Here is a 13,008-nt window from a genome sequence, read left to right on the forward strand (position 1 = left end):
CCTGAAAGCAAAACCTGCGTCGACCCTGAAACTGCCCGACTTGACCAGAAGTCTACCTGGACTATCGTCTTGCATTAGAGCATATCAGGCCACAGACGCACAGTTGTACCAGAATCCTTGCACATCAGGTACCTGCATTTAGCAACTTTCATCAATCTTTTGTGCCAAAGCTATCATTGCATTGCCTTTAGAGAAAAACACCTATGTCAGACACACTTATATATCGAGACACACCACCAACACTGCTTCCACTGTTCGGCAAAGCTGTTTTACCAAAAAAAGTCAGCTCTGAAGGCGACATCAGGCTCCCGGAACTCTCTGCCAAGCTCCTCTACGCAAAAACCTCCAGCGATGATCTGAATCAATATGAGCGAGTATGCGGATTCAGCTCCGGCAACCATATACCTATTACCTGGCCCCACATTCTTGCGTTTCCACTGCACTTGAAGCTGCTGACCGAAAAAGCGTTTCCATTGCCACTGCTTGGGCTGGTGCACCTGCGTAACAGCATTACCCAGCACAGGGCGATTGGAAAAGGAGAGGTTCTGGAGCTGGAGGTTAAACTGGGTGGGCAGGAACGTACCAGCCGGGGAATAGAATTTGATGTAAACACCACCGCTCGTTCTGCAGGCACGGTTGTCTGGGAAGGCGATAGCACTATGCTCTTCCGCCAACCCGACCCAAATTCCAGGTCTTCAGCAAAGGCCGCTCCCCCGGCGCTTGAGCTTCATCCGAACATGGTCGACATCAAGGTGGCCGAATCCATCGGACGCCAGTACGCCAAAGTCTCCGGCGACAGCAACCCCATTCACATGCATGCCCTGAGCGCCAAGGCGTTCGGCTTTCCCCGCGCTATCGCCCACGGCATGTGGAGTAAAGCACAGGCTTTGGCGATTATGGGGCAACAGGATGGGTGGCATTCGGGGCCAGTAAAGGTAAGTTGCCAGTTCAAAAAACCGGTATTTTTACCAGGAACTGCCCAATTGAACTGGCGGGAAGGGAAAACCGCATGGGACTATCAACTGCTGAATGCTCGCGGTGATGCTCCCCATCTCAGTGGGCGCATTGAATGGCTCTAAATTGGGCCAGAGGAACTCTCATCGTCACCCGAAGAGGGTAATGCTGCGACAGGAAGCGTAAAGAAGAATCGTGCGCCGCCATCTTCGGGTCGCTCGAACCCTATTTCCCCTCCCTGAGCCTGTATCAGGGAGCGGCAAGTAGGCAAGCCGATACCCATGCCTTCTTCTTTGGTGGAATAGAACGGCAGAAACAGCTTTTCCTCAGCATCTTCTGCAAGCCCCTCACCATAGTCCCTTACCTCAATCCGAACACAGCCCTTGTCCGTGAGCCGCGCGCTTACTTCAACGGGCAACGCAACTTCTTGGCTGCGAGTCGCTTCGAGCGCGTTCCGGATCAAATTCAGCGCAACTTGTTGAACCTGAATCGGGTCAGCCAGCACCTCCGGCAGATCCTCGGATACAAGTAGCTCAATGGCCCCGTCGTTGTTGCGCGCGTCCACTTCCGCAAACTCGCGGGTGTCTTCCAGCAGAGCAGGAACAGAAAGCACTTCTTTGCCAGTCGCAGGTTTTTTAACAAATCGCCTGATCCTGCGAATTATCTCGCTGGCACGGTGCGATTGCGCCTCAATTTTATCAAGGGTTTCCTGCAGCAGACTCAAATTCGGGTTTTCAACGGACATCATCCGCTTGGAGACTCGAGCATAATTGGCAATTGCAGTCAGTGGCTGATTCACCTCGTGAGCAACACCTGCAGCCATCTCTCCCATGGTGGTCAACCGGGATATGTGCGCCAATTGGTCACGCTGCTCCTGTACCAGCTCTCGCGCCTCTTCCAGCGCCTGCTCGCCATCAAGCTCGACCGTTATATCGCGGAATACAACCACCGCACCGTGCAACTCTTCTCCTTCAAGCTTTGGCGTGGAACGGTATTCAGCCGGAAATCCGGTGCCATCGGCACGCAACATTCTTATATCGCGCTGATTTTCCGCCACACCCTGGCTACAGGTCGCATGAACCGGGAGTCCGCTAGGGCATTGGGCTGCTGTACTGAAGTGGGTATCGAAAAAATTCCGGCCGATCAGATCTTCAACAGGGCATCGCATAATGATGCCTGCTGCAGGATTGGCGAACTCGATCGTGCCCTTCTCATCAAGCCCGTAGATACCCTCACTGATCGAATTGAGGATACGGGCCTGATCGCTCTGAAGCTCCCTGTTTCGCGCCTGAAGTTCACGCTCAAGCCGAATAACGCGGGCATGGGTTTTAACCCTGGCAATCACTTCCTGGGACTGGAAAGGCTTGGAGATATAATCAGCCCCACCCAACGCGAAGCCTTTGACTTTCGCTTGCAGGTCATCCAGGGCTGAGAGGAACACAACGGCACAGTCAGCCGTCTCAGGATCGGCTTTGAGGCGTTCGCATACCTCATAACCGTCCATTTCGGGCATCATGATGTCGAGCAGGACAACTTCGGGCTGATGGCGGTGGGCAAGATCCAAGGCTTTTTCGCCTTCATTGGCGATCAGCAACCGATAGCCTTTATCTTTCAGTGTCTCATAGAGAACTTTCAGGTTCTGTGGATTGTCATCCACCAGCAGAACCGTCACTTCTGAATTTTCGCTGACAACTTCAGTCATATAAAAAAAGGCCGGTCAAAAAGATAACCGCATGATGCCGGCCAGATCACCTCTCGTCGATAAGGTTCTTTACGGACAGCACCATTCGAACCAGGTGTGCCAGCGAATGAGTCCCCATCTTATGCATCACCCGCGAGCGATGAATCTCCACCGTGCGCTGGCTGATTTCCAGTTCAATAGCGATCACCTTGTTCGCCTGGCCTTCTATCATTCGATCCATGATCTCGTGTTCACGGGGGGTCAGGCTTTTAACCCGACGAATGATTTCCTGCTTCTCACCCAACGTTTTGCGCTGCTCCAGATCCTGCTCCAACGCCGCTTCGATTTTCTCAAGCAACGCTTCTTCGCGGTAAGGTTTCTGAATAAAGTCCACGGCGCCTTCTTTCATGGCGTCAACTGCCATAGGGACGTCACCGTGCCCGGTCACAAAAATAATTGGAAGAATTGAGTGTTTCTCGTTCAACTTTTTCTGCAATTCCATGCCGTCCATGCCCGGCATACGGATATCCAGTACGATGCAGCCAGCCATTTTTTCGGAATAATCCTTGAGAAATACGGCAGCATTCTCATAAGGTTTAACCAATTTGCCATCAGTTTTCAGTAACAGCTCCAGCGAGTCACGAACGGCTTCGTCGTCCTCTACCACGTATACAGTCTGCTGAATATCAGTCATGGGTGTGCTATCTCCTGTCTGTTTTGTTATGGCGATCGGTCAATGAATCGACGGATCTTTCTGATCGTCCCGGGCGTGTTCCTGGCGTTCGTGCTCACGCATTTTCTCAAGCCGTTGCTGGATAATGCCAAAAACGCTCTGTTTCGGATAGTTGCCTTTACTGTCGGCCTTGCCCGCCGGCTTACCCAACAACAAGGTCACCGCTTCCTCGACATTTGAAACTGAGTAAACCGCAAACCGGTTTTCCCGGACAGCCTGAACCACTTCGCTGTCCAGCATTAAGTTCTGAACGTTGTTGGCCGGAACAATGGCGCCCTGGGTCCCTGTAAGCCCACCCTTGAGCTGACAGGTAGCAAAGAAGCCTTCAACTTTTTCATTAACGCCGCCAATCGGCTGCACCTCGCCAAACTGGTTAACGGAACCTGTAATGGCCAGGTCTTGTCGCACCGGAACGCCAGAAAGCGAAGATATCAGGGCACAGAGCTCTGCCAGCGAAGCGCTATCACCATCTACCTCGCCGTAGTTCTGCTCAAAAGTCAGGCTCGCAGACAGGTGCATGGGGTCCATCACCGCAAAGTGTGAGGCTAGCCACGAACTCAAAATCATCACACCCTTGGAATGAATATTGCCACCTAACTTCACATCCCGTTCGATATCCATAATCCCGCCATCCCCATAATAGCAGGTGGCCGTTACGCGGTTGGACAAGCCAAACTCGAACCCACCCGTGGAGAGCACAGACAGCGCATTAACCTGGCCCACAACCGAGCCTTGGGTTGATACAAACGTGGAGCCGTCACGAATTGAATCGTAAAGCTGGTCACGGATACGGCTACTGCGGTATTTCGCACTCTCAAGCGCTCTTTCCACATGAACATCCTGAATCATCTTGGCATTCGCCTGGCGAGCCCAAAAGTCCGATTCCCGCAGCAGGTTGGCTATATTGGCAGCATGCAATGAAAGCCTGTCCTGGTGTTCTGCCATACGCGCGCTGTGCTCGATGACCCTTGCCACAGCTTTATTGGTGCAGTGCAGCAGGTTTTTTTCTTTGACAACGCTGGCAATAAACTTTGCATACATAACCTGGCTTTCTTCGGAGCGGTACATTTCGTTCTCGAAGTCCGCAGTCACCCGGAACAACTCTGCAAACTCGGGATCGTAATCCTGCAGCAGCATCCAGGTTTCACGATCTCCGAACAGCACAAGCTTCACATCCAGCGGCACGGCCTGCGGCTCAATGGAGATGGTGCCTGAGAGCGTCAACTCTCGCTCAAGAGAGTTGATCTGAATGCACTTCGAGCGCAAAGCCCGCTTGATGCCGTCCCATACGAAGGGCTGCTCAAGCACCTTTATGGCATCCATCAACAGATAACCACCATTGGCCCGGTGCAGGCTGCCGGCCCGAATCAGGGAGAAATCGGTAAATACCGTGCCTTTATAGGTAACGTTTTCAACGTATCCAAAAAGGTTGTGATAAGTGGGGTTGTCTTCCACCACCATTGGCACTTCGTTGGTCTTCTGGTGCACCACCACATTAACGAGATAGCGCCGGGGCATCTTTTTATCCAGCGACGCATAGGCAATGGCTGCTTGCTCTTCGTTGTCGTCGAGAAAAATCTCCAGATTCTCAACCAGGTCTTTGCGTACCGCCTCGAAGTAAGCCACTACATCCGGCAGGTTTTTGTAGCTCTCAATCAATGCATCAATCTGGTGGCCAGATATCCCTTCCAGCGTTTCCTTGTTCAGGGCCTGTTGTTCATCGGCATATTCCTGCTCCCAATCCGCCAATTTCCGAAGTGCTTGCCGGAGCTTTTTCTCAAGTTTGTTGATTGAATCTTCGAACTTGTCGCGCTGTGCATCCGTTAGCGCCTTGAACGTCTCTGCGGTATGCGGCTTATCACCATTCATTGCCACCAAACGGTAACCACCTGGCGTGGTGATGGTCAGGCTGACCTTCTTGCGGCGGGCCTGGGCAGCGACCTTCTCGAGCTCATCTTCCTGTTTTTTGCCATACTCTTCTTTGAGCTGTTCTGAACGTTCCAGAAAGCTGTCGCTATCGAAGGTCTGTGGAATGACCTTCACCAGCCGGCTCATGAGCTTTTCCATGTCCTGTTTCAACAGCACGCCCTTACCCGCAGGCAACTGCAGTAGCTTGGGAATCCGCGGCTCCTCAAAATCTGCGACATAACACCAGTCGTGACTTTGCTGCTCAGTATCCAGGTGGTGCTCAAGATAACGCAGCATCATCGTGCGCTTACCCAGGCCGTTACGCCCTACGGCATACACGTTATAGCCACCATGGGGCATGGCAAGCGCAAACCGCACGGCTTCCTGGGCCCGATTCTGGCCCACAATTTCCGCGAGCGGCTCCAGCTGTCTGGTCGACTTGAACGGTAGATCTTTCAGAACACAGGCTTTGTAAAGCTGATGCAGAGGCAGTGACTTCAAGGTTGGGTCCTGTAACGGTTGACTCATTGGCCGGTCATTGTAGGTTCTGTGAACCTGTCTGTCGCGCTCGAGGGCAAGAATTGTGACAAACGCTTAAAGGTGGAAGATTTTGTGATGCAAGTCACGCTTCACAATCTCCTCATTGCCCTCGTCTTTCATCGAACACTACACTTCACAAGCCGACTCTCAGCCTTTAGTCTTATAGTCGGCTATAACAACATAATAATAAGCAATGGGTGCCAGTTTACGATGAGTGATTCCGAAGATCGCCGGCTCAAGGATCGCTATTCTGCTTCGTGCCTTAAGGTACAAGTTCGTCAGCGCGGTTTTTTCAAGAATAGCAAGCCTTCTTTCCAGGCCACCTGTCTCGACCTGAACCGTTACGGCATGGCCTTGCTCTGCCCACGCCCGCTGGATCCTGGTACTCGCCTGTTTATGGACTTTGAAGGGAAGTACATCAGCGAATCAAAGGTGTGCGCCCGCGTTGTAGAATGCCGCCCTTTCCAGGCCGGCTATCGGGTAAGTGTTCAATTCAGCTATTACCTTAACAAAAAAGGCTATTCCAGAGCGGTAGACAACGCTTTGTCACGCATCGAAGGCTTCTACAACCGCCTCGCCAGCTAACACTTCTCAGGCCAACCCGGCATCCAGGCTGGCTGCAACGTACATCCCTAACTCCCGACATTGCTCTTCGAACTCATCCTGATACTCTCCGCGGCACATCAGTGGTTCCTGGATTAGTTTCCAGCGTAACCCGGTGGTGATGCTTTCAATCGCGCGCCGCGTTCCTGTGCCGTCATGGCCAGCCCGGATATAAAATGCAAATGGAAGACCTTGGGTTTTCTCCAGGCAGGGGTAGTAGCTGCGGTCGAAGAAATCCTTCAGCGCGCCGCTCATGTAGCCGAGATTTTCAGTGGTGCCGAGGATAATGGCATCACAGGCAAGAACATCATCCGGGCCAGCATCCAGGGGCGCCAGCACGGTTACTTCAACATTTTCGATATCTTCGTGCCCTGCACCCTGCGCGACCGCATCGCGCAGGGTGAGGGTATTCGGAGAAGGCGCATGAGAAACAATAAGCAATTTCTTTATAGGTTCCACAAAACACCTCCCATACTGACTTAAAGCAACTCACCTGCTGCTTCAACAGGCGCTTCTGCAGCTGCATCTTTCTTGGATGCCGGCTTGGGCATCAGCCTTTCACGCACCTTGGCTTCAATTTCTTTTGCTATTTCCAGATTCTCTTCAAGGAACTTGCAGGCATTGGCTTTACCCTGGCCGATCTTGTCACCGTTATAGGCATACCAGGCGCCGGACTTGTCCACAAAGCCTTCCTTAACGCCCATATCGAGCACTTCGGCCATGTGATAAATGCCCTTGCCATAAAGAATCTGGAACTCGGCCTGGCGGAATGGCGGTGCAACCTTGTTCTTGACAACTTTAACGCGGGTCTCGTTGCCAACAACCTCGTCGCCATCTTTTACTGCACCGATGCGGCGAATATCCAAACGTACAGATGAGTAGAACTTAAGCGCGTTACCACCGGTGGTGGTTTCAGGGCTGCCGAACATTACGCCGATCTTCATACGGATCTGGTTAATGAAAACCAGCAGACAGTTGGCGTGTTTCACGTTGCCTGTCAGCTTGCGCAGAGCCTGAGACATGAGGCGAGCCTGCAAGCCGACGTGGCTATCGCCCATCTCACCTTCAATTTCAGCCTTTGGAGTCAGCGCCGCTACAGAGTCAACAATGATGACGTCTACCGCATTGGAGCGTACCAGCATGTCGGCAATTTCAAGAGCCTGCTCACCGGTATCTGGCTGGGAAACCAGAAGGTCGTCTACGTTAACGCCCAACTTCTCAGCGTAGATGGGATCCAGCGCGTGCTCAGCATCGATGAAGGCACAGGTTTTACCGGCTTTCTGAGCTTCGGCAATAACCTGGAGGGTCAGAGTTGTTTTACCAGAGCTTTCAGGGCCGTAAATCTCAACAATTCGGCCGTAAGGCAGTCCGCCTATACCCAGGGCAACGTCCAGCCCAAGAGACCCGGTGGAGACCGCAGGAATGGCTTCGCGGGGCTGATCGCCCATTTTCATCACTGCGCCTTTACCAAACTGGCGCTCAATCTGGCCCAGCGCTGCGCTTAATGCTTTTTTGCGGTTGTCTTCCATCAGTGCAAACCCTCTGTTGCCTTGGCCAACGGCAAGATAGTCAAGCCGGTGGAGGTATGATTAATCGGGAAGCCGTACAGTGGTAACAGCGAATTCCCTGTATATTTGAACAGTATTAAAACATACCCCGAGGGAGAGGCCAACCCCTGTTATTGTGAAAGCATTCAGGTTTGCTTCAAAAACCCGCTAACTCCCTGCAGGGCAAAGAGAACCGCCTGCCGTCGCACCTGATCGCGATCGCCTTTGAAGTGCTGCACAACCGCTTCGGTGCTCTCAATGCTGGCGCCCCAGGCAAACCAAACCGTGCCTACCGGCTTTTCTTCACTGCCCCCACCTGGCCCGGCTACCCCGCTAATGGCAACCGCTACATTCGCACCGGTCGCTGCAAGTGCACCTGCAACCATCTCACGCACCACCGGTTCGCTAACAGCACCATGATTGCCCAAAGAGGCATCGGTAACGCCTAACAACGATTGCTTGGCTTCATTGCTGTAGGTGACCAAGCCGCCCACCACATAGGCGGAAGATCCCGGTTTATCTGTCAGCACCTTGGCAACCCAGCCACCGGTGCAACTCTCGGCAGTCACTACCGAGGAACCCAGCTGTAGCAACTTTGCGGCTAATTGATCTCCAGCTTGTTCGAGTTCGTGGTCACTGGCAGGCATAATGTGCTCCCTCGTTTCATCACGGGCATAATTTTCTTACAATCCGTGGCTTCATCCAAAGTAAGATTATCCGGACTTGTTCATGTCAGCAGCTCAGAACACCAAACCCCAGCACACACCCATGATGCAGCAATACCTGAAAATCAAGGGTCAACACCCGGATGAGCTGGTGTTCTATCGCATGGGTGATTTTTACGAACTTTTTTATGACGATGCAAAAAAAGCTGCAGAGCTGATGGATATCACTCTCACATCGAGGGGGCAGTCCGGTGGCAATCCGATCCCCATGGCAGGCATCCCCTTTCATTCTTCTGAGGGTTACATTGCCCGTCTGGTGCGTGCTGGTCAATCCATTGCCATTGTTGAACAGATTGGCGACCCGGCAACCAGCAAGGGGCCGGTTGAGCGCCAGGTGGTCAGAATCGTCACCCCCGGCACACTCAGCGATGACGCCTATCTGGAAGACCGCCGCGACAACCTGCTTGCCGCCATCTATCACCATCGGGAGCAATTTGGCTTTGCTTCGCTGGATATCTCCAGCGGTCGCTTTGTGGTTTCAGAACTGAACACTCTGGAAGCCCTGCAGGGAGAGCTTCAGCGGTTACGCCCGGCGGAGATTCTTATCAGCGAGGATTTCCCCTACGAGGAAGTTGTAGCCGGGCTCACCGGTGTTCGGCGCCAGGGCCCCTGGCTCTTTGAATCTGACACAGCATTCCGGGTACTCACCCAGCAACTGCAAGTTCGCGACTTGACCGGGTTTGGCTGTGAGGACCTGAGTCTGGCGATTTGTGCCGCCGGTTGCCTGCTGCAATACGCAAAAGAAACCCAACGTACCGCCCTTCCCCATATTCGCAAGCTCACCCGGGAACGCCGGGACGAAGCAGTGATTCTCGACGCCACCAGTCGCCGCAACCTTGAGATTGATATCAACCTCATGGGCGGACACCAACACACCCTGGCCTGGGTGATGGATAAAACTGCCACCTCCATGGGTGGCCGCGAGTTACGGCGCTGGCTGAACCGCCCCCTGCGGGATATCGATGTAGTTCAGCAGCGCCAGCACGCAGTGTCGGCTCTGCTGGAAAACTTCCATTACGAGCCAGTACACAACCTGCTCAAAGCCGTGGGCGACATTGAACGGGTTCTGGCCCGCGTAGCGCTTCGCTCAGCGCGCCCGAGGGACCTTGCCCGCCTGAGAGATGCGTTTCAGGCACTGCCCGAACTACAGGAAGCCCTGAAACCGGTTAACTCCCGTCACATCGTCAAGCTGGCTACCACAATTGGCGAATACCCGGGGCTTGCCGACATGCTGGAGCGGGCGGTTATCGACAACCCGCCTGTCGTCATTCGGGAAGGGGGCGTAATTCGTGAAGGCTTTGACGAAGAGCTGGACGAACTGCGTAACATCAGCGAAAACGCCGGCCAGTACCTGCTGGATGTGGAAACCCGGGAGCGGCAGCGCACTGGCATAAGCACCTTGAAAGTGGGTTACAACCGGGTGCACGGCTATTACATCGAAATCAGCCGTGCCCAATCCGCACAGGCACCAGTGGATTACATTCGCCGCCAAACCCTTAAAAATGCTGAGCGCTTCATTACGCCCGAACTGAAAGAATTCGAAGACAAAGCCTTGAGCGCAAAGAGCCGCGCACTGGCCAGGGAAAAAGCGCTTTATGACGAAGTGCTGGAAACCGTCGCCGAACAACTCGCGCCTCTGCAGGATGCTGCTCAGGCTTTGGCAGAGCTGGACGTGATCAGCAACTTTGCGGAGCGCGCCACCACCTTACGTTTTGTTGCACCTGAATTTCGCGATGCGCCGGGGTTCGATGTCGAAGATGGTCGCCACCCGGTCGTCGAACAGCTTCTGGACGAGCCTTTCGTGCCTAACAACCTGCTGATGGATGCCCAGCGCCGCATGCTGGTTATTACCGGCCCCAACATGGGGGGTAAATCGACCTACATGCGCCAGGCCGCTCTGATTGCGCTGCTGGCCTACACCGGGAGTTTCGTGCCTGCCACCCGTGCAGTGATGGGGCCAGTGGATCGGATTTTCACTCGTATGGGCTCTTCAGATGACATTGCCGGTGGGCGCTCCACCTTTATGGTGGAAATGACAGAAACCGCCAACATTCTGCACAACGCAACCGAGTTCAGCCTTGTGCTGATGGACGAAGTAGGCCGGGGTACCAGCACGTTTGATGGTTTATCTCTGGCCTGGGCTACGGCAGAGCATCTGGCAAAAGAGATCTGCTGCTATACCTTGTTTGCCACCCACTATTTTGAACTCACACAATTGGCAGACGACCTTGAACTCGCTGTAAACGTGCACCTGACAGCAACAGAGCACGACGACAGTATTGTGTTCCTGCACAACGTGCACGAAGGCCCCGCCAGCCAGAGTTACGGCCTGCAGGTGGCCAAACTGGCTGGCGTACCTCAGAACGTTATAATCAACGCGAAGGCCCAGTTAAAGCTGCTTGAAACTAGCGCAGTGCCCGCCACGGCTCTGCCATCCTCTGCTATTGACCAACGCAGCAGGCAGCCAGCTATGCCTACGCAGGTTGTTTATCAAAGTGATATGTTTGCCAGCGCTGAACCCAGTGCTGTCGAAGAGGCACTGCAAAGCATTAATCTGGATGATTTATCGCCCCGAGAAGCCATGAACAGCCTGTATGAACTGAAGAAATTACTGAAAAACTGAGGGCAAGTTGATCTGGGTAATAAGGTTATAGCGGTCAAACGCTTGCGGCAGTGCGGGCTGCTCCCTACAATATCGCCCATTAAAATATAATGATGGAACCTGACAACAGGCTCCGGATGAGATTGACCACTGGACCAGGGATCTGATTATGGCGTTTATCGTTACCGATAACTGCATCAAGTGCAAATACACAGATTGTGTAGAAGTGTGCCCGGTAGACTGCTTCTACGAAGGCCCGAACTTTCTGGTAATCGACCCAGACGAGTGTATCGACTGCGCACTGTGTGAGCCTGAGTGCCCAGCTGAAGCTATTTTCTCGGAAGATGAATTGCCAGCCGATCAGGCGGAATTCGTTGAAATTAACGCCGACCTGGCAGGAAAGTGGCCTAATATCACCGAAAAGAAAGACCCACTCCCAGATGCCGCTGAGTGGGATGGCAAGCCCAACAAACTGCAATATCTGGAAAAGTGATTACCGACAGGCCTGGTAATATCACCAGGACCTGAACCAAAAAAGGGAAGCCCGTTTCGGCTTCCCTTTTTTGTTTACCTATACCGCATTAACAACTCCGTGCCACCTACGATGCCGGCTCGAGTATTTTCCGGGCCGCGGCGGATTTATAGAAAGCTGAGAGCCGTCTACGCACGAGAGCCTCAATATAGCCCTCCTCCTGGAGCAAACCTATTACCGGAATAGCCCAGGCATCTACCTCTGCCATAATCACCTCACGAGTAACACCAAGGTCACCGAGCAGGTCGGTAAGTGGTCGGTCCCCATACTTCACAAAAAGATGCGCAACCACGGCCCGGGTGCAACCGGCAAAATAGTCGGTTTTCCGGAACTGCAGCCAAAACTCATAACCCAGCACCACGAATGCCTGCAACTCAACATCGCCAAGCCCTTCGCGAAGCTCGTCGACAGTCCTGTCTTCTACGGCAATCCAGGCAGCCATAACCGTATCCCTCACCTCATCATCAGAGAGCGCGCGCTGCAGGAACTGCTCACTGCGGCTGATCAGCCCCGGCAAGCTATCAGAGAGCCAGGCCTTCAACCTGCGCTCAAAGGTTTCATCAAGCCCCGGTACCGCTTTGTTGGCCATACGTTTGCCAAACTTCATCATAGAGCCAACGCCAGGCACGGTTTTGGTGATCAGATTATCTTCGTAGAGGTAATTAACAATTCCCTGATAGACCACATTCGAAACCAGCTCCTGATAGACAGGATGAGCCATGATTTCGCTGATTATCCGTTCACGTTGCTGGCGCAACTCAAGCATTTCTTCCACAAAACCCGTGGCTTGATCACGGGTGATAATGTCACTTAATACTGTGTTTGCCTGAACGGATGCATTTAGCACCTCGGTAGCCATCTCACCCGCCAGTTCAGGAATACCAGCATCCAGTTCCATATCCACAACCACTCGCTGAATGGTCTCCATTACCTGTTGCTCAGACGCAATGCGATTCAGTGTGATGGTGCCCGCATGATCAAGAAGCTCTCCGACTTCCTGATTGAGAAATTTTCGGAGTTTTGCACCTTTCAATGAGGCAACTTCATGTTTCACATGCAGTTCCAGCAGTTGACTGGCTGGATCGATTCTATCCTTGGTCATGATATTCGCGGCCCTATTGATATAAAGAAATACATAAGTGATTGCACTGGATAGCGAAAGGCTAACACGAAGGCAGGATAC

11 protein-coding genes are annotated in these 13,008 nt (G+C 53.1%); 4 read left to right on the forward strand and 7 right to left on the reverse strand.

The genetic code is table 11. The annotated features are described in order from the left end of the window. Positions 1-203: 203 nt before the first annotated feature. Entirely contained in the window at positions 204-1,079 is an 876-nt protein-coding gene (locus FFI61_RS09105) for a MaoC family dehydratase (protein ID WP_200370023.1), read from the forward strand. On the opposite strand, the gene FFI61_RS09110 is transcribed toward FFI61_RS09105, so the two are convergent. Genes FFI61_RS09110 through FFI61_RS09120 form a run of 3 tightly spaced genes read right to left on the reverse strand, consistent with a single transcriptional unit; the run spans position 1,076 to position 5,777 of the window. Beyond that, complete coding sequence (locus tag FFI61_RS09110) at positions 1,076-2,656, reverse strand: response regulator (protein ID WP_200203714.1); 1,581 nt, start codon at positions 2,654-2,656, stop codon at positions 1,076-1,078. The genes FFI61_RS09105 and FFI61_RS09110 overlap by 4 nt on opposite strands. Positions 2,657-2,702: 46 nt before the next feature. After that, on the reverse strand, positions 2,703-3,329 hold the full coding sequence (gene fixJ, locus FFI61_RS09115) for a response regulator FixJ (protein ID WP_200370024.1): 627 nt from the start codon (positions 3,327-3,329) through the stop codon (positions 2,703-2,705). A gap of 39 nt (positions 3,330-3,368) precedes the next feature. Then, entirely contained in the window at positions 3,369-5,777 is a 2,409-nt protein-coding gene (locus FFI61_RS09120; RefSeq protein WP_200370329.1) for a Lon protease family protein, read from the reverse strand. 249 nt (positions 5,778-6,026) lie between these two features. On the opposite strand from FFI61_RS09120, the gene FFI61_RS09125 reads away from it, so the two are divergent. After that, entirely contained in the window at positions 6,027-6,401 is a 375-nt protein-coding gene (locus tag FFI61_RS09125; RefSeq protein WP_200203709.1) for a PilZ domain-containing protein, read from the forward strand. Positions 6,402-6,407: 6 nt separating this feature from the next. On the opposite strand, the gene FFI61_RS09130 is transcribed toward FFI61_RS09125, so the two are convergent. From FFI61_RS09130 to FFI61_RS09140, 3 genes are all read right to left on the reverse strand, one after another. Continuing rightward, the gene (locus FFI61_RS09130) at positions 6,408-6,878 is read right to left on the reverse strand and encodes a flavodoxin family protein (RefSeq protein WP_200203707.1); all 471 of its coding nucleotides are present in this window, start codon (positions 6,876-6,878) and stop codon (positions 6,408-6,410) included. A 20-nt stretch (positions 6,879-6,898) separates the two neighbouring features. Continuing rightward, on the reverse strand, positions 6,899-7,948 hold the full coding sequence (recA, locus tag FFI61_RS09135) for a recombinase RecA (RefSeq protein WP_200203705.1): 1,050 nt from the start codon (positions 7,946-7,948) through the stop codon (positions 6,899-6,901). 164 nt (positions 7,949-8,112) lie between these two features. After that, positions 8,113-8,613 (reverse strand): nicotinamide-nucleotide amidohydrolase family protein, encoded by a 501-nt coding sequence (locus tag FFI61_RS09140; protein ID WP_200370025.1) that lies wholly within the window; start codon positions 8,611-8,613, stop codon positions 8,113-8,115. An 82-nt stretch (positions 8,614-8,695) separates the two neighbouring features. On the opposite strand from FFI61_RS09140, the gene mutS reads away from it, so the two are divergent. Continuing rightward, the gene (gene mutS / locus FFI61_RS09145) at positions 8,696-11,314 is read left to right on the forward strand and encodes a DNA mismatch repair protein MutS (protein ID WP_200370026.1); all 2,619 of its coding nucleotides are present in this window, start codon (positions 8,696-8,698) and stop codon (positions 11,312-11,314) included. 148 nt (positions 11,315-11,462) lie between these two features. Beyond that, a complete protein-coding gene (gene fdxA / locus FFI61_RS09150; RefSeq protein WP_200201755.1) occupies positions 11,463-11,786 on the forward strand; it encodes a ferredoxin FdxA in 324 nt (107 codons plus the stop codon). 106 nt (positions 11,787-11,892) lie between these two features. On the opposite strand, the gene FFI61_RS09155 is transcribed toward fdxA, so the two are convergent. Next, on the reverse strand, positions 11,893-12,927 hold the full coding sequence (locus tag FFI61_RS09155; protein ID WP_200370027.1) for a hypothetical protein: 1,035 nt from the start codon (positions 12,925-12,927) through the stop codon (positions 11,893-11,895). Between the last annotated feature and the right edge of the window lie 81 nt (positions 12,928-13,008).

Origin of the sequence: Marinobacter sp. DY40_1A1 (genome assembly GCF_016597815.1) — a bacterium.
Classification (GTDB): Bacteria; Pseudomonadota; Gammaproteobacteria; order Pseudomonadales; family Oleiphilaceae; genus Marinobacter; species Marinobacter xiaoshiensis.

Excerpts from the sequence above, each read along its gene's own strand:
- FFI61_RS09105 (WP_200370023.1), top strand. The coding sequence starts at position 204 with ATGTCAGACACACTTATATATCGAGACACACCACCAACACTGCTTCCA.
- FFI61_RS09110 (WP_200203714.1), bottom strand. The coding sequence starts at position 2,656 with ATGACTGAAGTTGTCAGCGAAAATTCAGAAGTGACGGTTCTGCTGGTG.
- fixJ (WP_200370024.1), bottom strand. The coding sequence starts at position 3,329 with ATGACTGATATTCAGCAGACTGTATACGTGGTAGAGGACGACGAAGCC.
- FFI61_RS09125 (WP_200203709.1), top strand. The coding sequence starts at position 6,027 with ATGAGTGATTCCGAAGATCGCCGGCTCAAGGATCGCTATTCTGCTTCG.
- recA (WP_200203705.1), bottom strand. The coding sequence starts at position 7,948 with ATGGAAGACAACCGCAAAAAAGCATTAAGCGCAGCGCTGGGCCAGATT.
- FFI61_RS09140 (WP_200370025.1), bottom strand. The coding sequence starts at position 8,613 with ATGCCTGCCAGTGACCACGAACTCGAACAAGCTGGAGATCAATTAGCC.
- mutS (WP_200370026.1), top strand. The coding sequence starts at position 8,696 with ATGTCAGCAGCTCAGAACACCAAACCCCAGCACACACCCATGATGCAG.
- fdxA (WP_200201755.1), top strand. The coding sequence starts at position 11,463 with ATGGCGTTTATCGTTACCGATAACTGCATCAAGTGCAAATACACAGAT.
- FFI61_RS09155 (WP_200370027.1), bottom strand. The coding sequence starts at position 12,927 with ATGACCAAGGATAGAATCGATCCAGCCAGTCAACTGCTGGAACTGCAT.